Source organism: Roseateles sp. P2_H4 (assembly GCF_056403315.1).
Map to the genome: position 1 here is coordinate 23,297 of NZ_JBFUFR010000010.1, position 23,744 is coordinate 47,040.

The 23,744-nt window shown below is 68.0% G+C and carries 22 protein-coding genes; 8 read left to right on the forward strand and 14 right to left on the reverse strand.

From position 1 onward, the window contains the following. Position 1: 1 nt before the first annotated feature. The 7 genes from AC1DW3_RS09705 to AC1DW3_RS09735 are packed head-to-tail and all read right to left on the reverse strand — an operon-like array spanning position 2 to position 7,702. On the reverse strand, positions 2-535 hold the full coding sequence (locus AC1DW3_RS09705) for a DUF1569 domain-containing protein (RefSeq protein ID WP_477930878.1): 534 nt from the start codon (positions 533-535) through the stop codon (positions 2-4). 3 nt (positions 536-538) lie between these two features. Continuing rightward, entirely contained in the window at positions 539-1,753 is a 1,215-nt protein-coding gene (locus AC1DW3_RS09710) for an acetyl-CoA C-acyltransferase (RefSeq protein WP_477930879.1), read from the reverse strand. Positions 1,754-1,767: 14 nt separating this feature from the next. After that, positions 1,768-2,259 carry a DUF4442 domain-containing protein gene (locus AC1DW3_RS09715; RefSeq protein ID WP_477930880.1) on the reverse strand — a complete coding sequence of 164 codons (492 nt, stop codon included), beginning with the start codon at positions 2,257-2,259 and terminating at the stop codon, positions 1,768-1,770. Positions 2,260-2,267: 8 nt separating this feature from the next. Continuing rightward, positions 2,268-4,664 (reverse strand): 3-hydroxyacyl-CoA dehydrogenase/enoyl-CoA hydratase family protein, encoded by a 2,397-nt coding sequence (locus AC1DW3_RS09720; protein WP_477930882.1) that lies wholly within the window; start codon positions 4,662-4,664, stop codon positions 2,268-2,270. Between the two features lie 31 nt (positions 4,665-4,695). Then, positions 4,696-5,121, reverse strand: coding sequence for a DUF2147 domain-containing protein (locus tag AC1DW3_RS09725; protein WP_477930884.1), 426 nt, complete (start codon positions 5,119-5,121; stop codon positions 4,696-4,698). 38 nt (positions 5,122-5,159) lie between these two features. Next, positions 5,160-6,950 (reverse strand): acyl-CoA dehydrogenase C-terminal domain-containing protein, encoded by a 1,791-nt coding sequence (locus AC1DW3_RS09730; RefSeq protein WP_477930886.1) that lies wholly within the window; start codon positions 6,948-6,950, stop codon positions 5,160-5,162. A 38-nt stretch (positions 6,951-6,988) separates the two neighbouring features. Next, positions 6,989-7,702 (reverse strand): TetR/AcrR family transcriptional regulator, encoded by a 714-nt coding sequence (locus tag AC1DW3_RS09735; RefSeq protein WP_477931078.1) that lies wholly within the window; start codon positions 7,700-7,702, stop codon positions 6,989-6,991. A gap of 364 nt (positions 7,703-8,066) precedes the next feature. On the opposite strand from AC1DW3_RS09735, the gene AC1DW3_RS09740 reads away from it, so the two are divergent. The 6 genes from AC1DW3_RS09740 (at position 8,067) to AC1DW3_RS09765 (ending at position 11,248) form a co-directional block, all read left to right on the forward strand. Next, positions 8,067-8,624: an HNH endonuclease gene (locus AC1DW3_RS09740; RefSeq protein WP_477930887.1), complete on the forward strand. Its 558-nt coding sequence runs from the start codon at positions 8,067-8,069 to the stop codon at positions 8,622-8,624. Between the two features lie 126 nt (positions 8,625-8,750). Then, positions 8,751-9,230 (forward strand): outer membrane lipoprotein, encoded by a 480-nt coding sequence (locus AC1DW3_RS09745; RefSeq protein ID WP_477930889.1) that lies wholly within the window; start codon positions 8,751-8,753, stop codon positions 9,228-9,230. 42 nt (positions 9,231-9,272) lie between these two features. Next, on the forward strand, positions 9,273-9,548 hold the full coding sequence (locus AC1DW3_RS09750) for a hypothetical protein (protein ID WP_477930891.1): 276 nt from the start codon (positions 9,273-9,275) through the stop codon (positions 9,546-9,548). Then, entirely contained in the window at positions 9,545-10,027 is a 483-nt protein-coding gene (locus tag AC1DW3_RS09755) for a hypothetical protein (RefSeq protein ID WP_477930893.1), read from the forward strand. Before AC1DW3_RS09750 ends, AC1DW3_RS09755 begins: the two co-directional genes overlap by 4 nt. Before the next feature lie 72 nt (positions 10,028-10,099). Then, positions 10,100-10,558: a DUF1203 domain-containing protein gene (locus AC1DW3_RS09760; protein ID WP_477930895.1), complete on the forward strand. Its 459-nt coding sequence runs from the start codon at positions 10,100-10,102 to the stop codon at positions 10,556-10,558. 96 nt (positions 10,559-10,654) lie between these two features. Then, a complete protein-coding gene (locus AC1DW3_RS09765) occupies positions 10,655-11,248 on the forward strand; it encodes a PEP-CTERM sorting domain-containing protein (protein ID WP_477930897.1) in 594 nt (197 codons plus the stop codon). On the opposite strand, the gene AC1DW3_RS09770 is transcribed toward AC1DW3_RS09765, so the two are convergent. The 6 genes from AC1DW3_RS09770 to AC1DW3_RS09795 all read right to left on the reverse strand — a co-directional run bounded on the left by AC1DW3_RS09770 (position 11,245) and on the right by AC1DW3_RS09795 (position 19,928). Continuing rightward, complete coding sequence (locus AC1DW3_RS09770) at positions 11,245-12,000, reverse strand: nitrilase-related carbon-nitrogen hydrolase (protein ID WP_477930898.1); 756 nt, start codon at positions 11,998-12,000, stop codon at positions 11,245-11,247. The genes AC1DW3_RS09765 and AC1DW3_RS09770 overlap by 4 nt on opposite strands. Next, a complete protein-coding gene (locus tag AC1DW3_RS09775; protein WP_477930900.1) occupies positions 11,997-13,226 on the reverse strand; it encodes a saccharopine dehydrogenase family protein in 1,230 nt (409 codons plus the stop codon). The genes AC1DW3_RS09770 and AC1DW3_RS09775 overlap by 4 nt, the downstream gene beginning before the upstream one ends. Next, positions 13,223-13,768: a GNAT family N-acetyltransferase gene (locus AC1DW3_RS09780; protein WP_477930902.1), complete on the reverse strand. Its 546-nt coding sequence runs from the start codon at positions 13,766-13,768 to the stop codon at positions 13,223-13,225. The genes AC1DW3_RS09775 and AC1DW3_RS09780 overlap by 4 nt, the downstream gene beginning before the upstream one ends. A 63-nt stretch (positions 13,769-13,831) precedes the next feature. Beyond that, on the reverse strand, positions 13,832-14,191 hold the full coding sequence (locus AC1DW3_RS09785; protein WP_477930904.1) for a hypothetical protein: 360 nt from the start codon (positions 14,189-14,191) through the stop codon (positions 13,832-13,834). 12 nt (positions 14,192-14,203) lie between these two features. Further along, positions 14,204-17,878 (reverse strand): M48 family metalloprotease, encoded by a 3,675-nt coding sequence (locus AC1DW3_RS09790; protein ID WP_477930905.1) that lies wholly within the window; start codon positions 17,876-17,878, stop codon positions 14,204-14,206. Between the two features lie 55 nt (positions 17,879-17,933). Next, positions 17,934-19,928, reverse strand: coding sequence for an SDR family oxidoreductase (locus AC1DW3_RS09795; RefSeq protein ID WP_477930907.1), 1,995 nt, complete (start codon positions 19,926-19,928; stop codon positions 17,934-17,936). A 191-nt stretch (positions 19,929-20,119) separates the two neighbouring features. Here AC1DW3_RS09795 and AC1DW3_RS09800 point away from each other — a divergent pair, with 191 nt between their 5' ends. Together AC1DW3_RS09800 and AC1DW3_RS09805 are read left to right on the forward strand one after the other, a co-directional pair. Continuing rightward, complete coding sequence (locus tag AC1DW3_RS09800; protein ID WP_477930909.1) at positions 20,120-20,830, forward strand: phasin family protein; 711 nt, start codon at positions 20,120-20,122, stop codon at positions 20,828-20,830. Positions 20,831-20,851: 21 nt separating this feature from the next. Further along, complete coding sequence (locus tag AC1DW3_RS09805) at positions 20,852-22,093, forward strand: patatin-like phospholipase family protein (RefSeq protein WP_477930910.1); 1,242 nt, start codon at positions 20,852-20,854, stop codon at positions 22,091-22,093. A 34-nt stretch (positions 22,094-22,127) separates the two neighbouring features. Here the strand turns inward: AC1DW3_RS09805 and AC1DW3_RS09810 are convergent, their stop codons facing one another. Further along, on the reverse strand, positions 22,128-23,699 hold the full coding sequence (locus tag AC1DW3_RS09810; RefSeq protein ID WP_477930912.1) for a M20/M25/M40 family metallo-hydrolase: 1,572 nt from the start codon (positions 23,697-23,699) through the stop codon (positions 22,128-22,130). Between the last annotated feature and the right edge of the window lie 45 nt (positions 23,700-23,744).

Consider the following 23,744-nt stretch of genomic DNA (forward strand, 5'->3'; position numbering starts at 1 on the left):
TTCAAGCAGTGGCCGTTTTTGCCTGGAACTGGGTCCAGTGATTGGCCAGGTGCATCAGATGGGCTCGCTCGTACTGCGGCTTGGTCAGCTCACCGTAGGCGAAATGAGGCCGCAGTGTGCCGTTGAATTGGGCGAAGGCATCCATGGCCTCGAGCAGCCGGTTCACCGAGGTCTTGAGCGCCTGCGAGGCGTCCAGCGCCGGCGCACCGGGGATGGGCTCGTCCAGGCTGTGGCTCATCGCGCCACGTGCGTTGAAGACGGCAAACGCGGCCGAGCCGATGGAGGAGCGGAACCAGGCGCCCTTGAGCGCCGGGAAGCCCTGCATCGAGAACTCGATGCTCTGGGCCAGATGCTGCATGACCTGGCTGAGGTTCCAGGGGTTGTCCTGCACGACCTTGGGGCTGAACAGCAGCTCCAGCACGGCCTCCTGGGCCTGCTTCCAGCTCGTGAAGGTCGTCAGCCTGCCGGTGCAAGCGGCGAGCGGGGTCGCCGCGAGCAACACCGTGGTGGTCTTGAGCGCGCGGCGACGGTCCATGGTTTACAGCCTTTCGAAGATGCCAGCAGCGCCCTGGCCGGCGCCGACGCACATTGTGACCATGCCGTACTTGCCACCGGTGCGGCGCAGGTTGTGGATGACCGAGGCCGCACGGATGGCGCCGGTGGCGCCCAGCGGGTGGCCCAGCGCAATCGCGCCGCCGTTCGGGTTGACCTTGCTGCGGTCCAGCACGATGCCCTTGCTGTCGAGGTCGTTCAGCACGGCCAGCGACTGCGCGGCGAAGGCTTCGTTCAGCTCGATCCAGTCCAGGTCGGCGGCGCTGATGCCGGCGGCCTTCAGCGCGACGGGGATGGCGGCGATGGGGCCGATGCCCATGATTTCCGGCGGCACGCCGCGCACGGCGAAGGACACGAAGCGGGCCAGCGGCGTCAGGTTGTAGCGCTTGAGGGCCGCTTCGCTGACGATCAGCAGGCCGCCCGAGCCGTCGGAGGTCTGCGAGCTGTTGCCGGCGGTGACGCTGCCCTTGGCGGCGAACACCGGCTTGAGCTTGGCCAGGCCTTCGAGCGACGTGTCGGGGCGGGCGCCTTCGTCGAGCTTGACGGTGCGGGTCTTGGTGTTGACGGTGCCGTCAGCCAAGTTGGGCGTGCGCTCGATGACGTCGAAGGGCGTCATCTCGGCGTCGAAGTGGCCGGCCGCCATGGCGGCCACGGCGCGGCGGTGCGATTCCACCGAGAACTCGTCCTGCGCTTCGCGGCTGATCTTCCACTGCGCGGCGACCTTCTCGGCCGTCAGGCCCATGCCGTAGGCGATGCCGATGTTCTCGTCTTTCTCGAAGATCAGCGGGCTCAGGGACGGCTTGTTGCCGCCCATCGGGATCATCGACATGGACTCGACGCCGCCGGCGAACATCACGTCGGCTTCGCCGACGCGGATGCGGTCCGCGGCCATCTGCACGGCGGTGATGCCGGAGGCGCAGTAGCGGTTGATCGTCACGCCACCGATGGTCGGGCCCAGGCCCGCCAGCACCGAGGCGACGCGGGCGATGTTCATGCCCTGCTCGCCTTCGGGGAAGGAGCAGCCGACGATGGCGTCTTCAATCGCGGCCGGGTCCAGGCCCGGGGCCTGCGCCAGCACGGCCTGCATGACCTTGACGAGCATTTCGTCGGGGCGGGTGTTCTTGTAGAAGCCGCGGCCGCTCTTGCCAATGGGCAGACGGGTGGCGGAGACGATGTAGGCGTCTTGGACTTGCTTGCTCATGGTCTTTCCTTTACTTAAGCCTGGGGCTTTTCTTTGGGCACCCAGGCCCAGACAAATTCACACTCGATCGGCTCGATGCCGGCTTCGTCGGTCACGGTCACGGCGACCCGCACTTCACCCTTGGTGTCGCTGGCCATGCTGGCGCGTTGGGCTTCCGTCAGGTGCGCTTTGGCGGTCAGGCCACCGGTCGCACGCTTCCTGAAGTTCACCTGCAGCGACTTGCACAGCGGCAGGCAGTCGTCACGCACATTCATGCCCACCACCATGCCGGTGGCGGTCTCGGCGAGCAGCGACATCGCAGCCGCATGCACGCCCTTGATGTGGTTCTGCACCGGGCGTTTGTTGGCGACGCGGATCTCGCTGCTCTCGGGCGTGAGGGCAATGAAATCGAGCGATGCCGTGCCCGTGAAGGGCACTGCGCGGCGCAACGCGAAGTTGCGCGCGGCGCCCCGCAGCGGGCCAGGCAGGCCGTCCAGCTTGGCGAGGGTGCGTTGAAGCCGGTTCACGATTGATCTCAGTTGCGGACAGGCTTGCCGGTTTGCAACATGCCCATGATTCGCTCTTGAGTCTTCGGGTTGTCGAGCAAGCTGCAGAAGTGCTTGCGCTCCAACGCCATCAGGTATTCCTCGGTGACGAGGGAACCGGCCTCGACCTCACCACCGCAGACCACGTCGGCAATCGCCGCGGCCAGGTGGTAGTCGTGGGCGCTGACGAAGCCGCCGTCGCGCATATTGGCGACCTGGCCCTTGATCGTCGCGATGCCGCTGCGGCCGGCGACCGGGAACAGCGCCTTGTGCGGCGGGCGGTAACCGGCTTCGGACATGCCGATGGCGGTGGCCGTGGCCACGTGCAGCAGCTCGTCCTTGTGCGGGACGATGATGTCGCTGTCCAGCAGGAAGCCGTTCTTCTTGGCTTCGTGCGCCGAGGTCGCGACCTTGGCCGTGGCTGCGGTCAGGAAGCCGTCCTTCAGGAAGGCCAGGATGTCGGCACCGGCATTGCCAGCGGCGGCCATCTCGGCGGCGCGACGGGCGATATAGGTCAAGCCGCCACCGCCGGGCACCAGGCCCACGCCGACTTCGACCAGGCCCACATAGCTCTCGACGTGGGCGACACGGCGTGCGCAGTGCACGGCCAGCTCGGCACCACCGCCCAGGGCCAAGCCGCGCATCGCGGCGACGACCGGCACGCTGGCGTAGCGCAGGCGCAGCATCATGTCCTGCAGCTTCTTCTCTTCCGGCGCGATGCCCTTGCTGCCCATCTTCATGAAGACAGGCATCAGGCTTTCGAGATTGGCGCCAGCGGAGAACACATCGTCCGGCGACCAGATCACCAGGCCCTTGTAGTCGGCTTCGGCGATCTCGACGGCCTTCAGCAGGCCTTCGGTGACGGCCGGGCTGATCAGGTGCAGCTTGGCGGTGATGGAAGCGATGACGACGTTGCCGTCCAACGTCCAGACGCGCACTTCCTCGTTCTTGAACAGCTCGGTGCCGCTCTTCAGCGGGTCGGCGGCGCCGGAGCCCAGCAGGCTCTCCGGGAAGGCCTGGCGCTTGTAGACCGGCAGCTCGCTGCGCGGCTTGAACTTGCCTTCAGCGGCGCTCCACGAACCGGCCGGCGTGTGCACGCCACCGGCTTCGGCCACCGGGCCTTCCGTCACCCAGGCGGGCAGCGGCGCGCTCGCCAGCGTCTTGCCGTCGGCGATGTCGGCGGAAATCCATTCAGCCACTTGCTTCCAGCCGGCGGCCTGCCAAAGCTCGAAGGGGCCTTGGGTGGTGCCGAAACCCCAACGCATCGCGAAGTCGATCTCGCGGGCCGTGTCGGCCACCATGTTCAGGTGCACGGCCGCGTAGTGGAAGCTGTCGCGCAGGATGGCCCACAGGAACTGGGCTTGCGGGTTGGTGCTCTCGCGCAGCAGCTTGAGGCGGTCGGCCGGCGCCTTCTTCAGCATGCGGGCGACGATCTCGTCGGCCTTCTTGCCGCCGGCGACGTAGTCACCGGTCGCGAAGTCCAGGCGCTGGATGTCCTTGCCGACCTTCTTGTAGAAGCCGGCGCCAGTCTTCTGGCCCAGGGCGCCCTTTTCGATCAGACCCGCCAGCACCTTGGGCGTGGCGTAGGTCGAGTAGAAGGGGTCGTCCTTCAGGTTGTCCTGCATGGTCTTGACGACGTGGGCCATGGTGTCCAGGCCGACCACGTCCGCGGTGCGGAAGGTGCCGCTGGAGGCGCGGCCCAGCTTCTTGCCGGTCAGGTCGTCGACGACGTCCACGGAGAGGCCGAACTTCTCGGCCTCGATCATCGTGGCCATCATGCCGGCGATGCCGACCCGGTTGGCGACAAAGTTGGGCGTGTCGTGGGCGCGCACGACGCTCTTGCCCAGCGACGTGGTCACGAAGGCTTCGAGCTGGTCGAGGATCTCGGGCTGGGTGGTCGGCGTGTTGATCAGCTCGACCAGGGCCATATAGCGCGGCGGGTTGAAGAAATGGATGCCGCAGAAGCGCGGCTTGATTTCTTCGGGCAGCACTTCGGAGAGCTTGGTGATGCTCAGGCCCGAGGTGTTGGACGCGACGATGGCGTGCGGCGCCACGAAGGGCGCGATCTTGGTGTACAGGTCGAGCTTCCAGTCCATGCGCTCGGCGATGGCCTCGATGATGAGGTCGCAGCCCTTGAGCACTTCCAGGTGCTCTTCGTAGTTGGCCTGCTGGATCAGCGTCGCTTCAGCGCTGTCGCCCAGCGGTGCGGGCTTGAGCTTCTTCAGGCCGTCGACGGCCTTGGTGACGATGCCGTTCTTGGCACCTTCCTTGGCGGGCAGATCGAACAGCACGACCGGCACCTTGCAGTTGACCAGGTGGGCGGCGATCTGTGCGCCCATCACGCCGGCGCCGAGCACGGCGACCTTGCGGACTTGGAATCGACTCATGTACTTCTCCTGTCTCAATCGTTGATGTCTGTCATTCCACGCGGAGCCAGGTCTGCGTGCGGTAGAAGGGGCCGATATAGCCGCGCATCTCCAGTTTCTTGCCACCGTCCACCGGCTTCAAGCGGGTGCGGTAGGTCTTGCCGTTGTTGGGGTCGAGGATCTCGCCGCCGCCCCAGATGCCCTCACCCTCGGCCTTCACGCCGCGGATGATCTGCAGGCCGACGACGGGCTTGTCCTTGCGATCGTCGCTGCACTTGTCGCACTTGCCGTCGACAGGGTCTTTCGGGTCCAGCAGCTTGTCGATGCTGCCCACGAGGGTGCCCCCCTGTTCGCTGATGCGGACCAGCGACTTCGCGGTTTTGCCGTCGTCGTCGATGGTCTTCCACAGGCCCACGGGTGAAGTCTGCGCGAAGGCAAACGCGGGCAACAGCAGGGCGGCAGCGAACAGGAGTTTCATCGGGGGCATCCTTGTCGTCGAGCGGGCTCGACCTTGTCTCAGAACAGGGCTTCTTCCATTTCCATCAGCGGCGCCAGGCCCGCACGGCAGGTGCGGATCAGCGTCGCCGTCTCGGGCAGCAGCTTGGCGAAGTAGAAGCGCGCCGTGGCCAGCTTGGCGGTGTAGAACGGGTCGCCGCTGTCCTTCTTGGCCAGCGCGATCTTGGCGGCCTGGGCGAAGAAGAAGGCAAAGGTCATGTGGCCGACCACGCGCAGATAGTCCACCGCCGCGGCGCCGACTTCGTCGGGGTTGCCGAAGGCCTTCATGCCGATTTCCTGCGTGAGCTTGTTGACCTTGTCGCCGAGGTCGGCGAGCGGGTTGACGAACTCCTGCATGGCTTCGTTGGTGCCCTCTTCCTCGATGAAGGCGGCGATCTTCCTGCCGAACTTCTTCAGCGTGGCGCCGTTGTTGCCCAGCACCTTGCGGCCCAGCAGGTCCAACGACTGGATGGTGTTGGTGCCCTCATAGATCATGTTGATGCGCGCATCGCGCACGAACTGCTCCATGCCCGACTCATGGATGAAGCCGTGGCCGCCGAACACCTGCATGCAGTGCGACGTGGCCAGCCAGCCGTTGTCGGTGATGAAGGCCTTGATGATGGGCGTCAGCAGCGCGACTTCGGCGTCGGCTTCCTTGCGCTCGTCCTCGTCATCGCTTTTGATGGCCTTGTCGAGCTGCAGCACGGTGTAGCCCTGCAGCATGCGGCCGCCTTCGGCGAAGGCGCGAGCGGTCAGCAGCATCTTGCGCACATCGGGGTGGACGATGATGGGGTCGGCGGGCTTGTCCGGCGCCTTGGGGCCGGAGAGCGCGCGCATCTGCAGGCGATCCTTCGCATAGGCCACGGCGTTCTGGTAGGCCACCTCGGTCAGGCCGAGGGACTGGTTGCCCACGCCCAGGCGGGCCGCGTTCATCATGACGAACATCGCGGCCAGGCCCTTGTTGGGCTGGCCCACCATGGTGCCGACGGCGCCTTCCAGCACGATCTGCGCGGTGGAGTTGCCGTGGATGCCCATCTTGTGCTCGAGGCCGGAGCAGAAGATGCCGTTGCGCGAACCCAGCGAGCCGTCGGCGTTGATGTTGAACTTGGGCACGACGAACAGCGAGATGCCCTTGGAGCCCTGCGGCGCATCCGGCAGGCGCGCGAGCACCAGGTGGATGATGTTGGCGGCCATGTCGTGCTCACCGGCCGAGATGAAGATCTTGGCGCCGGTGATCTTGTACGTGCCGTCCGCCTGCGGTTCGGCCTTGGTGCGCAGCATGCCGAGGTCGGTGCCGCAGTGCGGCTCGGTCAGGCACATGGTGCCGGTCCATTCGCCGCTGGTCAGCTTGGGCAGATAGGTGGCCTGCTGCTCGGGCGTGCCGTGGGCATGCAGGGCCTCGTAGGCGCCATGGCTCAGGCCGGGATACATCGTCCAGGCCTGGTTGGCCGAGTTCAGCATCTCGTAGAAGAACTGGTTCACCAGATACGGCAGGCCCTGGCCGCCGAACTGCGTGTCGCAGGAGAGGGCTGCCCAGCCGCCTTCGACGTACTGCTGGTAGGCGTCCTTGAAGCCCTTGGGCGTGCGCACCTCGTGGGTGGCCTTGTCGAGGGTGCAACCTTCGGAGTCGCCGCTGAGGTTGATCGGGGCGATGACTTCGGCGGCGAACTTGCCACCTTCCTCGAGCACCGCGTTGATCGTGTCGGCGTCGATGTCGGCATGAGCCGGCAACATCTTCAGCTCGTCGACGACGTTCAACAGCTCGTGCATGACGAACTGCATGTCACGCATGGGCGGGGTGTACTGGGGCATCGGGTACTCCTGGAACGGTCAGTGGGTCAAGAAACAGGTCAGCGCTTGGTGGCGCCGGTCTTTGGAAGCTTGCGGCTGCCCTCGATGTCGAGGCCCAGCGGCGTGGCATAGAACTGGATGGTTCGGTCGAAACCGATACCGGCGCGCGCCAGCGCCCCGGGGATGCGCATGAAGCGCGCATCGTGGTGCAGGGACAGGATGAGGCCGTGCAGTTCGAAGCAGATCTGCTCGACGTCGGCATCGGCCTTCAGATGGCCCTCGCTGATGGACAGCTGGATGGCCTTCTGCAGGGCCGCATGCCAGGCCTTGACCATGGCCACCAGCGCGTCGCGCACCGGGCCGGGGCGATCGTCGAACTCGACGGCGCCGCTGATGTAGATGCAGCCGGAATCCACTTCCACCGACACGCGGCGCACCCAGCGCTCGAACATCGCGCGCAGCCGCGGCAGGCCACGGGTCTCGCGGATGGCGGTGAAGAAGACTTCTTCCTCGAACTTGGCGTGATACTCCGTGACGACCGCGATCTGCAGTTCCTCACGCGAGCCGAAGTGGGCAAAGACGCCCGACTTGCTCATGGCCGTCACATCGGCCAGCGCGCCGATGGACAGGCCTTCCAGGCCCATGTGCGAGGCCAGGCCGAGGGCGGCCTCGAGGATGGCAGCGCGGGTCTGCTGGCCTTTTTGCAGCGAGCGCGCAACGCGGGCCGGCTTCGCAACGCGCAGCGGGGCGGTTTTCTTGGCGGGGACGGGCAGCGTGCTCACGGACAGACCAGGCAGGAATAAAACGAACGATCGTTCTATTTTGCAGGTCGCTCCCGCGACAGCGCCAGCCTCGTGCCCCTAAATCCTAGGGTGATGTGTCTAATACTGCCACCAACCTAGCGCAAACCCTAGCCCCTCGTCCGGCCTCGCACCGCTGAACGCGGGGCGTGTCCGGCCGATCCCCCGAGGGGATGGCGACGCATGCGGCATCGAGCCGCATGCACTTCGCCCGACGGGCCGGCTAGGGGCGGCCCGGCGCTCGGCCCCAAATACAGACACCACCGCCACGTGTCATGGACCAGTGCTTGAGCGCCAGGTCGCTTCTGAAGTAGTCTCCGGCAGGAGGTTGACTTCTGTGGATGTGCTCCAACTCGATGTCTCCGGCCGCCCCCAGGCCTGGATCACGACCCGCGAAGCGGCCGTGATCTACGCCTGCGATGGCGTCGCCTGGACGCTGGGCGACCCCTGCCAGGTGCTGCGCGGGGGCTGGCAGCGCATCACCGGCCGCCAGTCGCGCATCGAAGTGCATCCCATCATTGCCGTGCGCGGTGCCGTGCCCAGCCGGGCCTGGCGCCAGGCGCCGGCCCTGACCAACAGCAAGCTCTTCGTGCGCGACCGCTTCGTCTGCGCCTACTGCGGCCACCACTGCCTGCCGGAAGACCTGACGCGCGAACACATCCACCCGACGTCGCGCGGCGGCTACGACACCTGGATGAACTGCATCACCGCCTGCCGACCCTGCAACGGCCGCAAGGGCAACCGGATGCCGGAAGAGGCGCACATGAGCCTGCTCTACCTGCCCTATGTGCCCAGCCTGCACGAGGACATGATCCTGCGCGGCCGCCGCATCCTGGCCGACCAGATGGAATTCCTGCTCGCCAGCGTGCCGCGCAACTCGCGCCTGCACGGGTGACAGGGTCATTCCCGTTGACCTTCAACGGTAAAGAGTTGTAGTCGAGAGCGTCGAGCCGTCAACGGCAGGACAATTGCCAGCGTTGGGCTGCCGTTTTGCCCAAGGAGTATTCGAATGTCCAAGCTCATGACTTCCCTCACCCTGGCCGCGGCTGTTGCGCTGTCGGCCTGCTCGACGACCAGCCCCGATGTCGTCCAGCGCGGTGACGCGCAGCGCCTGTCGCAGGTCCAGGACGCCACCGTGCTGTCCTCCCGCCCCGTCACCGTGGACGGCTCGCAGAGCGGCGTCGGCGGCGTGGCCGGTGGCGTGACCGGCGCCATTGCCGGCAGCTCGGTCGGCGGCCGCCGTGAAGGCGCGGTCGTCGGCGTCATCGGCGCCGTCGCCGGTGCCGTCATCGGCAACGCCATCGAGCGTTCCGCCACCAAGGAAGACGCGCTGGAAATCATCGTCCAGCTGCGCAACGGCGAACGCCGCGCCATCGTCCAGGCCAAGGGCGCCGAAGCCTTCAACAGCGGCGACCCCGTCGTCCTCGTGACGACCGGCGGCAAGACCCGCGTGCAGCGCGCCCCGGCCGTCGTGCCGGCTGCGCCAGCCGCCAACGGTTGATGCTCACGGGCCGGGTTGTCTCCAAGGGGGACAATCCGCTCCATGAGCATGAAGAAAACCGATCTCGAACGTCTGGCCGGCCTGAAGCTGGACAGCGCGATGCGCGGCAAGGCGGCCCCCGGCCGCTTCGGCGCCGCAGCCGCTGCGCTGCCCGACCGCAAGGCCCAGCGCAAGCTGGATGCCGCTGCCGGCCTCGTTCCCTTTGCCTGCAAGCTGCCGTCCGAGTTGACCGAGCAGCTGCGCGAGCGCGCCACCAGCCATGAAGGCGGCATCAATGCACTCGTCGCCGAGCTGCTGGCCAAGGGATTGAAGGCATGACTGATCTGGACGAACCCGTCTTCGAAGCCCGCCTTTGGCGCGACAACGGCTGGACGGCCCAGGTCATCAAGAACGAAGACGACGAGGGCTGGGCCGTCGCCATGTTCAAGGCCGGCGAGAGCGAACCGGCCCTGGTCGGCCCGTGGACGATGGGCCGCGACAAGAAGAACCCCAAGCCGCTGGACGTCAACGCCTTCAACACGCTGGTGAAGACGGCCTCCGAGGTGCTCCGCCGCCACGAGCAGCAGTTGCACGCCCAGCTGAACAAGGCGCTCTATGTGGCGCGCGATGGCAACTGGCTGAAGATCACGCTGGAGATCGTGCCCGCCGAGGACGACCCCTATGCCTGGCTGGCGGCCTTCGATGCCGCCGGCGAACGCCTGGCCCAGGTCAAGGTCGCTGCCGGCTTCAAGCTCAGCCAGGCGTCCGCCGAAGCTTGGGTGGACAACGGCTTCGAACGCCCCGCCGGTCGCGATTGAAGGTCCGATAGCGGCCAGACGCGGCCCGGTCGCGTCTGAAGAATGGCGTCCATCCCCTCAACGGAGCACGCCATGTCCTTTCGCATCACCGGGCTGTCCGCCCAACCCTTTGCCCATCTCTTCGGCCTCAGCGACGCCGAACTGGCCGCCCACGGCGCGCTTCGGTACCAAGGCGAAGGCCTGCCCGACCGCGTCGAGCTGCGCGACACCACGGCAGACGAGTCCGTGCTGCTCATCAACCACGAGCACCAGCCGGCCGACACGCCCTACCGCTCGCGTCATGCCATCTTCGTGCGCGAGCAGGCGGGCCAAGCCTTCGACGCCGTTGACACCGTGCCCGATGCGCTGCGCCGCCGGCTGCTGTCGCTGCGCGCCTTCGATGCGGCCGGCCTGATGGTCGACGCCGACATCACCGACGGCACGGCCATCGAAGCGCTCATCGAGCGCCTGCTGGCCCAGCCCGAGGTCGACTACATCCACGCCCATTTCGCGCGCCGGGGCTGCTATGCGGCGCTGATCCGGCGCGCCTGAGCCCCCGCAGCTTGGGGGCATCTCCCAAGTTCGTGGGACACGGCGCCGCGCGACAAAGGCTAGATTTCGCCGATCGACCACCGAAAGAGCCCAGAAATGATTGCCAAGCCCCGCCTGACGCTGTTGGCCGCCACCACCCTGCTGGCCGCCGCTCCCACTTGGGCCGCCACGCTCTACACCCTGCCGGCCCCCACGGCCGCGCTGGAAACCAACAGCTCGGTGGCGCTGAACTTCGCCGCCGGCGCGGGGGCCGGCCAACTCGCCTTCACGCTGGCCGGCTACACCACGCTGGACGGCGACAACTTCTGGATCGACATCCTGCACGTGACGCTGAACGGCAGCGAGGTGCTCAGCGGGACCTGGGACATCGGTGGCGGCGGCAACAGCCGCGTGCTGGTCGACCCCCATGGCGCCACCGTCGGTATCGTCAACAACGCCACCCACGAATTGCAGATCAGCCTGCCCGTCACGCTGGCCAGCGGCAGCAACCAGCTGGTGTTCAGCTATGAAAGCCCTCTCAACTTCGAAGGCACGGCGCGCGCCGGCTTCCAGGGCCTTGGCGACGAAGGCTGGGGCCTGAACGCCGTGACCGTGAGCGGCAACCTGGCCCCCGTGCCCGAACCGGCCAGCGGCGCCCTGCTGCTGGGTGGCCTGGGCGCCCTGGCCTGGCTGGCCAAGCGCCGCCGCTAAGCCAGGTCCACGACGACCAGCGCGGCCGCGTCACGCGGCAGTGTCTGGACGCGGCTTCCGCCGGGCGCGATGACGACGCCCGCACCGAAGCCGCGCTGCCCGGGCGCGTTCAGCGACTCGGGCCAGTTGCTCTGCAGCACCCAGGTGTCCAGTTCGCGGGCGAGGACTTCGGCGCCGGCCCGATAGGCCTGGCAGAGCGCCGTCTGCTCGGGGTCGGATTCGGCGATATAGCTGGGCCAGAAGATGACACGCGGCCGCTCGTCCGCGGCTGGCGCGCGCAGTTCGGGCAGCAGCGCCTCGACGTCCAGCATCTCGCGGCACAGCACCGAGGTGGCGAGCACGCCGGCTATGGCCGTCCAGCCCCGCGCACCGCCGCGCGCGAAAAAGGTCGCCTCGCTGTCGGTCAGGCCACGCTTGTGCACGCGACCCAGGTCCCGGCCCGCCGCGTCGATGTAGAGGTGGCTGTTGAACACCGCCCCACCCTCACCCAGGCTCGGCACGCCGACAACGGCCGCGATGCCCAACCGCGCGCAGGCCGCGCGCAACTGCGCCTCGGCATCGGCCAAGGTCGCCGGGTCCAGCAGTTCGGGCAAGCGACGGTGAAAGCCCGTCAGCGCCAGCTCCGTGCAGAGGCAGCCCTCGGCACCGGCCGCCGCGGCCGCCTCCAGCGCCGCCAGCGTCTGCGCCAGATTGGCCGCCAGCGTCCAGTGCATGCGCGGCTGGCTGACGGCCCAGCGCGGCGCGTCCGTCAAGCCGCGATCTCGAAGCTCAGGCCGGCGCGCTCCTGCAGGCGGCGCACCAGGGCCAGGCCCATGGCCGCACCGGGCGTCCAGACGCCACCCGCCGTCGCGTCGCGGTTCACGTCCTGCACGAGGCACAAGGCCGTCTCGCTGATGAGCTTGCAGGTCGAGCCATAGCCGGGGTCGCGGTCGCCCTTGACGACGGCGCGCAGCAACTCGCCGCCGGCCGACTTGCCGGTGAACCAGCACTCGTAGTGGCCCGCCTCGCGGGCCGCCTTGTCCGGGCCCTCACCGGGCTTGGCCAGCACGAAGCGGCGCAGCAGCGCACGCGTCGGCGTGAAGCCCAGGGCCAGGTTCTGCAGCTTGTTGAAGCGGGCCAGCGCGACGGCCTTCTTGCGGCCCTTGTCGGCCTGGCCCGGCTTGCCGGTCAGCAGCTTCTCGCTGTAGATGAAATCGGTGCCCCAGGGGTGGCCGCGCAAGGCATTGCTGCGGTGCACGTTCTTGGTGTTGATGGTGGCCATGAAGAAGGGGCCACTCCAGCGATCGGCCCAGTCGTCGTAGTCGGCGTCCTGGCCACCGGGCTGGCGCGGGCCCTTGAAGCCCGGCGTCAGCGCAAAGGGGTTGGTCATCACCTTGATGAGGCCGGGCTCACGGCGCACGGCCTCGATGGTCTCCATCATGCTGGCCAGGGTGCCGCCCGAGGCCGTGCCCTTGACGCGGGCGACGCGGCCGCGCACCTCGGGCAGGGGCGCGCCGAAGCGCTTCTGCGCCTCGGCCTGCAGGTAGACGACGCCGAGATCGAAGGGGATGGAATCGAAACCGCAGGAGAAGACGATGCGCGCACCGCTCTTCTGCGCCGCAGGGGTCAGCTTGTCGATCATGCGGGCCATCCACAGCGGCTCGCCGCAGAGGTCGACGTAATCGGTGCCCCCTGAAGCGCAGGCGGTGGCCAGCGGCTCGCCGTAGAGCTGGTAGGGACCGACCGTCGTGATGACACAGCGGGTCCGTGCGACCAGGGACTTCAACGAAGCGGCGTCCTGCGCATCGGCCTTCAGCAGCGCGACGGACGCCGGCAGATGCAATTCATCCCGCACCTTGCCGAGCTTGTCGAGGCTGCGCCCCGCGATCGCCCAGCGCGCGCCGCCGGCGCCGCTGAGGTGCAGGTATTCCGCCACGAGACGGCCCGTGAAGCCGGTCGCGCCGAAGACGATCAGATCGAATTCCCTGGAATCTTTCACTCGCTCTTGCCCTTCATTGCCACCCACTCGCCGCGCAGCAGCGACAGCGAATGGCAGTCCACATACTCACCCGCCACGAAGACGACGCCGCGCTGGATGCCCTCGTGCGTGAAGCCGCACTTCTCGGCCACGCGCCGCGACGCGTGGTTGTGCACCGACATGCCGCAGGACAGCCGGTTCACCGGCCAGTTCTCGAACAGATAGTCCACCAGCAGCGCGGCCGCCTCTGAAGCCAGCCCCTGGCCGCGCATCGCGACGTCGGCCAGCGTCCAGCCAATCTCGCGCGCCGTCGTGTAGCGGGCCGCGGCGAAGTGCACCACGTCGCCAATGACGCTGCCGTCGTGCAGGTGACAGATCAGCAGGCGCTCGGCGTCCTCGTTGGCGAAGCCGTTGTCCTTCCAGCGCTGGTCCACGGCATGCGGCGTCATCATCCGCGTGCCCAGAAAGTCGCCGTAGATCTGCGGGTCGCCGCGCGTGCGCTTGAACCAGGGCAGATCGTCCTCGGTCAGGTAACGCAGGCCGACACGTTGTCCTCTCAACATGGATGGAGTTCCTTCAATGAAGAAGCCCGGCCAAGGCCGGGCTCGGGCTGCGAGGATTGTGGGTCAGAGTGCCGCGCCGGCCTCGGCAGCCGTGGGCATGGCCTCCGGCGCGGAAAGTGCCGACAACAGCTCGGCGCTGACATTGCGCCCGCCGCCCAGGTTGCTGAAGATGGTGCTGATCGTCCAGATCGGCCCCCAGGGGATGCCCCAGGGCCCGGCCACGAGGGACAGCACCGAGAAGCCGATGCGCCGCCCCCAATCGGCCTCGCCGGCGCGCAGCAGGCGCAGGCCCGAGCTGCGCTTGAAGGACATCACGAGGATGGAGATGCAGAAGCCGTAGGCGACGCAGCGTGCGCCGTTCTGCAACTCGTGGCGGATCTGTGCCGGGCTCATGCCCTCGGTGCCATGGATCTCAAAGCTCATCGGCAGTCTCTTTCAGTTGAAGTAAGGGCGCTCGTGGCTGAGCAGCAGGCGTTTGGCGGCTTCGCGCCAGGCGGGAGGCGTGCGGTTGCCCAGCAGCACGGTGGCCATGCTGTAGGCCTGGCCGCGCAATTCGAGCGACAGGCCCTGCAGATGCTTCTCGGCGCCGGCCAGCGTGGCGGGGCTGCGCAGCGCCGCATGGAAGGCTTCGAGCTTGCGCAGCTCCTGGGCATCCACCCCTGGCAATCCGGCCTGCGGCAAGGCTGGCGCTGCCCAGTGCTCACGCTCGGCCAGCGCCAGCGCCGTCCAATAGGTGTCCCTGTCCAGGCCCTGGCCGGCCGGCAGGGCCGAGGCGCGCCCGCGCAGTTCGACGGAAGCCCCGTCGGAAGCTGCAGCCAGGCGCAGCAGGTGCGGGCTGGGAGCAAGCGCGGCCACCTGGTTGGGTTGGCCGGCGCCCAGCTTGGCGTAGGCCTCGGGCTCCGTGATCAGCGTGCCGGCGGTGGCCTGCAGGCCCAGCGCAGTCTGCAAGCGGCTGGGCGGGCCGATGCGCTCGGCCTCGGCATCCAGCAGCTGCTCGCCCAGCAGGCGCCTCAGGCGGTTGGCCTCGATGGTGGCAAACGGCGCCAGCGTGGGCTCGGCGCGGGCCCGCTCGTAGTCGCGCAGCGCGACGCGCCAGTCGGCGTTGCCGGCTTCGACCCAGGCGGCGCCATAGGCCAGCCAGGCGTGCTGAGGGAAGCGCGCCAGGCCGGCCAGCAGCGCGGCGTCACGCAGCGGGCCGTCAGGCAGGCAGCGCGCGGCCAGATAGACCGCGTTGCCATCGGCATCCGCCGCGGCCGCCCGGCGGCCGAGCTCGTCACACAAGGGCTTCAACTCGTCGGCGGGCAGGGTGTCGAAGCGCTCGCGCTGCAGTTCGATGCTGGCCGGCTCGCGCGCCAGGGCGGCAGCCATCAGCCTGGCGTGTGCCGGCTGGCCGCGCAGCTGGCCCAGCCAGAGGAAGCGCGTCGGCGCGTCGCGGCGGTCCCACTGCAGATGCAGCGCGCCCAGCCGCTCGGCGGCGGCCGCATCGCCCTGCAACAGATTGAGTTGCAGGCCGGGCATCGCATCGGCGGCGCTGTAGAGCACGCGCCGCACCTCGGTCTGGCCGCGCTTGACCGAGACGCTGTGCGGCGGGTCGCCGAAAAAGACATCGGCAGGGCTCGACGACCAGCGCGTGGCGCCCACCACCTTGAGCGGCACGGAACCGGCGTCCTGGCCATAGGTGTAGGTCAGCTCGACCAGCGGCGCGGCGCCTGCGATGTTGTAGACCGGCAGGCCGGGGCCGTGCTCCAGCGCCACCTCGAAACGCTCGATGAGTTCACCCTGCTCGGTCTCCGCGACGATGGGCAGGTGCGCGTCCGGCGCCTGGCCGACGCTGGCCGAGCCGAAGGCGGGCAGCGTGATGGCGCCGGCGCCGCCGACGCGCACGCGCACCGGGCGGTCCAGGCCGTTGAGCACCTGCACGCTGATGTCGCCATAGCCGCCGCCAAAGCCGAGCACGCCGACGACGATGCCGCCGGCCACGGCGACGCGTGCCGCTGCCGCGCCGCGCCCCTCGGCGGCCAGGAAGCGCGCCCACAGGCTGGGGGTGAGGTTGCGTGGGCGCTCGGCGCCGTCCAGCAGCGTGGCATAGCTGCGCGGCACCGCCGGCTGGATCGCGCCGGCATCGGGTTGCTGGCTGGCCACGCGGCTTTCAACGGCAAGCAGTTCGGCCAGCACCGCGCCGCGCAGGCCATTGAGGGCCCGCTCGGCCAGATCCATCCAGCTGTCGACGACGCCGAGCCAGTCGCCCAGGTGGCTGATGTCGGGCGGGCCCAGCTTGAGTTCGCCCAGACCGGCAGCCCAGCTGTCCACTTCCAGCCGCTTGCGCGTGCCTTCGTCCAGCACGACATCCGGGGCGTCGGCATACAGCTGGCTCAGCGCGTGCTGCAGCAGGCCGCCGGCATCCCGCACGCGCATGCGGCCGGCCTCGCTGACGCGGCCGGTGCTCTCGACGCGCACCGTGTGGGCCAGCACGCCGCGCAGGTCGCGCAGGTTGGCAGCGGTGTGTTCGGCGTAATGCAATTGCGCCAGCAGGCCGCGCAGCCTTGCTTCGCTGCCATCGCCCAGGGCGCGCGCCAGCGCGAGGTGGGTGGCACGGGCGACCTCGTCGTGGCGGCGCAGCTCCGCCAGCAGCTCGGCGTGCTCGGCGGGCTCCTTGTCGGCGTCCACCCGGCGCCAGCGGCGCACGGCTTCGCCCAGGCTGGCCGGGTAGAGGGCCGCCAGGCGCTGGATGCCGTCGGCCGCTTCGGGCAAGGCGCCGACGAGCTGACCGGGCTCGGCCACATGGCGGGTCAGCGCGCGGCCGAGGTAGGCGCCGCGATAGCGCGGCTGCAGCAGCTCGCCGCCGAAGCGCTCGTCCAGTTCGGTCTGCAAGCCTGCCTCATCCATGGGCTTGGCACCGTCGGGCGCCTCGATCAGCCGGCGCGTGACCTGCTCGCGCAGCGCGACGGCGTTCTCGAACAGCGACCAGGCGCTGCGCCCGTCGACTTCGCTGGGCCGGTAGTCGGCCTTGGCGCGCGCCTCGCGCTCGTGGTTGAGGGGGTGGGTGCGCCACATCTGCGGCACGGCGCTGTCGGCGGTGTCGAACAGGCGGTTGGGGCCGCCGGGCTGCGTGGGCACCCGGCCGTAGTCGCCGTCGTCCAGCATGCGGCCGGTGCGCTCGGAGATGGCAGCCTGCAGCGCGAACAGGTCGCCCACCCAATGTTCCTTGGCGCGCAGTTCACTCGCCACGCCGGCGGCACGGTCCCAGTCGATATCGGCCGTCTGCAGCTTGTAGAGGGCATGCACGAGGGCGTCGCTGCCGGTCAGCGCGACGGCGACGGCGTCGGCGCCGTATTCCATTTCGCGGCCGAGGCTGCGCTGCAGCAACTGCACACCGGTGAAGACGCTGTCGACGAGGCTGCGGATGGCCCAGACGATGACGCTCAGCACCCAGCCGACCCAGGCGATGCGGAAGTCGAAGCGGCTCAGGGCCTGCAGGAAGTTGTCCAGCATGTCGCGCTGGGCCACCAGCCGCGCCGCAATCTGCTGGGCCACATAGACCCAGCGGCCAACGGCCATGGCGCGCTGCGCGAAGTGGCCGAACTCATGGGCCAGCACCGCACGCAACTCGCTGCGGTTCAGCACATTGACGAGGCCCAGTCCGATCTCGAGGTTCTTCTTCGTCGGCCACAGCAGGTTCAGCGGCGACAGGTCGTAGAACACCGCCGCATTGACGCGCGCCGACACCAGCACGCGGTGCGGGCGCGGGGCGCCCACGGCATCGGCAATCGCGTTCAGCTCGACGAACAGCGCGGGCTGGTCGCTCGACTGGATCTCCACGCTGTGGTCTTCACCGCGGCGCTGGCGGAAGAACAGCGCCTTCAGCATGAAGACGGCCAGCAGCGCCGCGCACAGGGCCACCAGAAAGGCCCAGAAGGCATCGCTGCGGCCGGCAAAGACACTCTGGCCCAGGCGCCAGGCCGTCCAGGCGAACCAGCCAGCGAGGCCGAAATAGACGCCCAGGAAGGCGATCAGCGAGGCGACGGCACCCCAGGCGCGCAACTTGTAGCTGCGCGGCGTGGGCGCCGGCTTGACGGACGGCAGCGGCCCGACAGGGTGTGAGTGTTGCAAGAGATCCTCCCTTCACGCGCCGGGGCTCTGTGGCCCCTGGGCGCTCATCGATGGCTTAGAAGTGGATGCCTCGCATCATCTGCTGCATGGCAATCGCTTCCGGCGACAGCCCCGACTTGCCCGACTTGTCGCCCTTGGCGGCCGAGCTGTCGGGGAACATGCGGAAGGTCGTGTTCATGACGATCTGCGCGATGCGCGGCGCGGCGGCGTGCAGCATCTCGCCCGAGATGCCCAGACGCGTGGCGATGCGCACCGGCTTGTTGATGCAGGCCTGGGCAATCATGTCGCCGGCCTCCTCGGGCGCCAGCGTCGGCACGTTCTTGTAGATCGCCGTGGGCGCGATCATCGGCGTGCGCACCAGCGGCATGTTGATCGTCGTGAAGGTCACGCCGGTGTCGGCGAACTCGCTGGAGGCGCAGCGCGTCCAGGCGTCCAGCGCGGCCTTGCTGGCCACGTAGGCACTGAAGCGCGGCGCGTTCGTCAGCACGCCGATGGAGCTGATGTTGACGACATGGCCCTTCTTCTTGGCCACCATGCCGGGCAGCAGGCCCATGGTCACGCGCAGGCAGCCGAAGTAGTTCAGGTCCATCGTGCGCTGGAAGTCGTGGAAGCGGTCGTAGCTGCTCTCGATGGCGCGGCGGATGGAGCGGCCGGCGTTGTTGATGAGGAAGTCGACGCCGCCGAAGTTGTCGTTGCACCACTCGATCAGCCCGGCGCAGCCCGCCTCATCGGCGATGTCGCAGGCGAAGGCGTGGATCTGGGCCTGCTTGCCGGCCTTCTCCTTGATCTCGGCCACCGCTTCGTCGAGCTTGACCTGGTCACGCGCGCAGATCAGCGTGATGGCGCCGGCCTCGGCGAACTTGATGGCGGCGGCCAGGCCGATGCCCGAGGAACCGCCCGTCACCAGCACCACCTTGCCGCCGGTCGCGCCGCGCAAGGACCGGTCGATGAAGAGGGCCGGGTCGAGATGACGCTCCCAGTAGTCCCACAGTCGCCAGGCGTAGTCGTTGAGGTCGGGGCAGGCAATGCCCGAACCCTTCAGCGCGGCCTCGGTGTCACGGCAGTCGAAGCGGGTCGGGTAGTTGATGAAGGTGAACATGTCCTCGGGAATGCCGAGGTCCTTCATGACGGCGTTGCGGATGCGACGCACCGGCGCCAGCGCCATCAGGCCCTTCTTGACGCTCTTGGGAATGAAGCCCATCAACGCGGCATTGATGAACAGATTCATCTTGGGCGCATGCGCGGCCTTGCTGAAGATGTCCAGCACGTCACCGACGCGGTAGCCCTTGGGGTCGACGAGGTGGTAGCAGCCGTGGCCCTTGCTGACCTTGTGCGAGATGTGGTCGAGCGCTTCGACGACGAAGTCCACCGGCACGATGTTGATGCGACCGCCTTCGAGGCCGACGCTGGGCATCCACGGCGGCAGGATCTGGCGCATGCGCTGGATCAGCTTGAAGAAGTAGTAGGGCCCGTCGATCTTGTCCATCTCGCCGGACTTGGAGTCGCCCACCACCAGCGCCGGGCGGTAGACCGTCCAGGGACGCTTGCACTCCTTGCGCACGATCTTCTCGCTCTCGTGCTTGGTCATGAAGTAGGGGTGATCGAGGTTCTCGGCTTCCTCGAACATGTCCTCGCGGAACACGCCTTCGTACAGGCCTGCCGCCGCAATCGAGCTGACGTGGTGCACATGGCCGGCATCGATGGCCTGCGCGAACTCCACCATGCTGCGGGTGCCCTCGATGTTGACGGCGACCTGCGACTCCTCGTCGGCGCCCAGGTCATAGACCGCAGCCAGGTGATACAGATGATCGATCTGGCCCTTCAGGCTCTTGATGACGTCGCTGGCGACGCCGAGCTTCTTGCCCGTCAGGTCGCCGAAGACGGGAATCGCGCGGGTCTTGCTGACGCCCCAGTAGGCGAGCAGGTCGGGCAGCTTGGCTGCGCTCTCCTCGCGCATCAGGAAGTGGACCGTGCTGCCGCGGCGCGCCAGCAGCTTCTTGACGAGCCGCTTGCCGATGAAGCCTGTGGCGCCAGTGACGAAATACTGCATGGGGGGTCTCCTGCTTGTGGATTTGGACGTGTCGCGCTGATTCTTGACCAGGGTTTGCGGTGGCCCGCTGGGCACTTTCCCCAGGAAACGGCCTGCTCCATCGTAGAGCGCACTCACTAGGAATGGCCGCGCTGACGCGGGGTCGCGCCGCTACAGTCCCGCTGCAATTCGCTAACTCGCAAGGAACCACCATGGTCAAGAAGCTCCAGAAGATGGCTGACAAGAAGAAGGCCTCGGCCGCCACCGGCTTCCCGGCTGGCCTGCTCGATGGCGACATGGCCAAGAACGTCAAGGACAGCGCACAGCAGATCTGGGCCGCCGGCCTGGCCTCTTTCGCCAAGGCCCAGGGCGAAGGCGGCAAGGTTTTCGAGGCCCTGGTCTCGGAAGGACTGAAATTGCAAAAGAAGACCCAATCCGCCGCTGAGGAAAAGCTCAGCGCCGTGGCCACCAAGGTCAGCGGCATGGCCGGTGATGTCGGCGCCAAGGCCGGCCAGCACTGGGACAAGCTCGAAACCATCTTCGAGCAACGCGTTGCCAAGGCCCTCAAGACCCTGAACGTGCCCTCCGCCGGCGACGTGCAGAGCCTGATCAAGCGCATCGACGACCTGGCCGTGTCGGCTGGCCTGAAGAAGGCTTCGCCCGCTGCCAAGGCCAAGAAGACCGTCGTCAAGAAGGCCGCCGCCGTGAAGAAGGCCGTCGTCGCCAAGGCTGCGCCCGCCAAGAAGGCTGCCGTCAAGGCCGTCGCCAAGAAGGCTGCGCCCGTGAAGGCCGCCGTCAAGGCTGTGGCCAAGAAGGCTGCTGCTCCCAAGGCTCCGGCCGCCAAGAAGGCCGCTCCGGCCAAGCGTGCTCCGGCTGCCAAGAAGGCTGCCGCTCCGGCCGCCACGCCTGCAGCGCAAGCCTAAGCAAGTTAACTCTCTCCGACCATGAGCCAACCGAAGATCGGTTTGGCCTTGGCGGGCGGAGGCCCACTGGGCGCCATCTATGAAGTTGGCGCCCTTTGTGCTTTGGAGGAGGCCGTGGGTGGCCTCGACTTCACCGCCTGCGACGGCTATATCGGCGTCAGCGCGGGCGGCTTCATCGCCGCCGGCCTGGCCAACGGCATGACGCCGCGCCAGCTCTGCGCCGCCTTCATCGAGAACACCGCCGAAGCGCCCGACCGCTTCGACCCCGCCGAGCTGCTGCAGCCGGCCTGGGCCGAGTTCGGCGAGCGCCTGCGCCTGCTGCCCGGCCTGCTGGCCGATGCGGCACGCGAGGTGCTGCTGGAAGGCCGCTCCGTGCTGGGCGCCATCGAGCGCCTGGGCCGCGTGCTGCCCACTGGCCTGCTGTCCAGCGAGCGCTTTGGCGAGGCCTTGACCCAGGTCTTCGCCCTGCCCGGCCGCACGAACGACTTCCGCGAGCTGCGTCACCGCCTGGTGCTGGTGGCGACCGACCTGGACAGCGGCGACGCCATCCCCTTCGGCACCGAGGGCTGGGACCATGTGCCCATCTCCCAGGCCGTGCAGGCCAGCGCGGCCTTGCCGGGCCTGTTCCCGCCGGTCGAAATCGACGGCCGGCACTATGTGGACGGCGCCTTGAAGAAGACGCTGCACGCCTCCGTGCTGCTGGACCGCGGCCTGGACCTGCTGATCTGCCTGAACCCGCTGGTGCCCTACGAAAGCAACCGCCTGTCGCCCCGCGACGCGCGCTCGCGCCGGGCCAAAAAGCTGGCCAGCAAGCTCGGCCGCCCGGCCGTGAAGGCGCTGCAACCGCGCATCCACCGCCTGGTGGACGGCGGCCTGCCGCTGGTGCTGTCGCAGACCTTCCGCTCGCTGATCCATTCGCGCCTGGCCCTCGGCCTGAAGGGCTATGAGCTGACGCATCCGCAGACCGACATCGTGCTGTTCGAGCCCGACCCGCGCGATGCCGAGCTCTTCATGGCCAACACCTTCAGCTACAGCCAGCGCCGCCACCTCGCCGAGCACGCCTACCAGGCTACGCGCGAACTGCTGCGCGAGCGTGCGGCGGTGTTGAAGCCGCAGTTCGCGCGCGCCGGCCTGACACTGCGCGAAGACGTGCTGGCCAGCCGCGAGGCGCGCCTGCTGGCGGCGCCACAAGAGACGCGCATCGAACAGGCGCTGCGCGAGTTGCGCGGCAGCCTGACCGTGCTCGAAGCCCGGGCGCGTTAGGGCCCATCGCCGTAGCGTCAACAGGCCCTTGCCCTCACTGCGGCTTGTAGGTCACCGTGAGGTTGTAGTTGCCGGCGCTATAGCCTTTGAGCAGCACATAGACATCGCCGTTGGCGGTGACGTTGATGCTGCAGCTCTCGGTGGCGGTGCTGCCGTCGGACTTGCAGTCGTAGCTGCTGGTGGTCGGGACGGTGGTGCGCCTGGCATACAGGTCGATGTCGCCGGTACCGGTGGTGCTGGCCTTGAATGCCCCAACGCCGGCCTTGAACGGACCGAAGTTGCGCGTCTGGTTCTTCGTCAGGCTGCCGCTGAAGGTCTCGGTCTTGTCGGGGATGCCGCTGCTGCCGTCGCTGCCCAGCTCCACCATATAGGCCAGCGCCATGCGGGCGAACTTCAGTGAGTTGTCGGCCTGGCTGCCGGTGTTGGCGTAGGTGTCGTTGGCGGTGTGGATATAGGGGTCGTCCTCGCCCATGGCCGCTTCGAAGGGCATGGTGGCGTAGTAACCCTTGGCCGTCCATGAGGCATGGTCGGAGCAGGCATAGCCGCAGCGGTCGGTGCCTATCTTCAGCGTCGGCAGATACGTCTTGATGAGGTTGGTGACGAAGGTGTTCTGCGCGCTGTCGGTGTAGTCGGTGTAGATGTAGATGTCATTCACCGACCCCTTGTAGTTGGTCATGTCCAGCTGCATCACGCCCACCACGTTGGTGCCGGCATTGGCGAAGCTGGTGGCGATCTCCTGCGAGCCGCGCAGGCCCACTTCCTCAGCCGCGTAGGCCATGAACTTCAGCGTGCGGCGCGGCTTGTAGCCGGTGGCGACCATGGTGCGGAACACCTCGGTGAGGCTGGCCACGCCGGACGCATCGTCATCGGCGCCCGGCGCACGGCCGGTTTCGCTGGTGTTCGACTGGTTGATCGAATCGAGGTGGCCGCCCAGCACCACCACTTCGTTCGCGTTGTCGCTGCCCTGGATGGTGGCAATCACCGACTTCTGCTTCCAGCTCGCGTGGGTGAACTGCGCCACCGTGATGTCGCTGCGGCCGGCGGCCAGCGTGGTCCAGCGCTGCTTCAGCCAGTCCGACGCGGCGACGCCGCCGCTGGTCTGGTAGTAGCGGTTGACATTGGCGGACAGGTCGATGATGGTCTGGCCGATGTTGCTCGCCTGCATCTGGTTGAGCATGGGCGTGACGACGGCCTGCTGGTCGATGACGTAGCTCGGCCGCGTGAGGGCGGCCGCCGCGGCCAGCTTGGCGGCGCCCGAATGGCGCTGCAGCGTGGCCAGGCCTTCCGCCTGGCTGGGGTGGAACATGAAGCCGCCGCAGCGGTGCAGCTCGCGGTGCACTGCGCCCGACAGGTGCAGCAGGTCATCTTCGTCCACCTGCACGAGGTGGATGGCTTCGGCACGACGGCTGGCGGCGGCCGTGCTTTCAACGCCGGCCAGCTGCGCGGTGGGCGTCGCACTGGCGCTCAAGGTCACGGTCGTGTGTTTCTGCAATTGGGCGAGGGCCGCATCGCCGAGGCTGATCCAGACTTTGTCGCCGGCATGGGCGAAGGAGCACAGCGCCAGGAGGCCGGCAAGGGCCAGCGGCTTGGTTTGAAAACGCATCATGGGGTTCCCTGATCGGGGTGGATGAACTCGGGATCACGGCCCGGC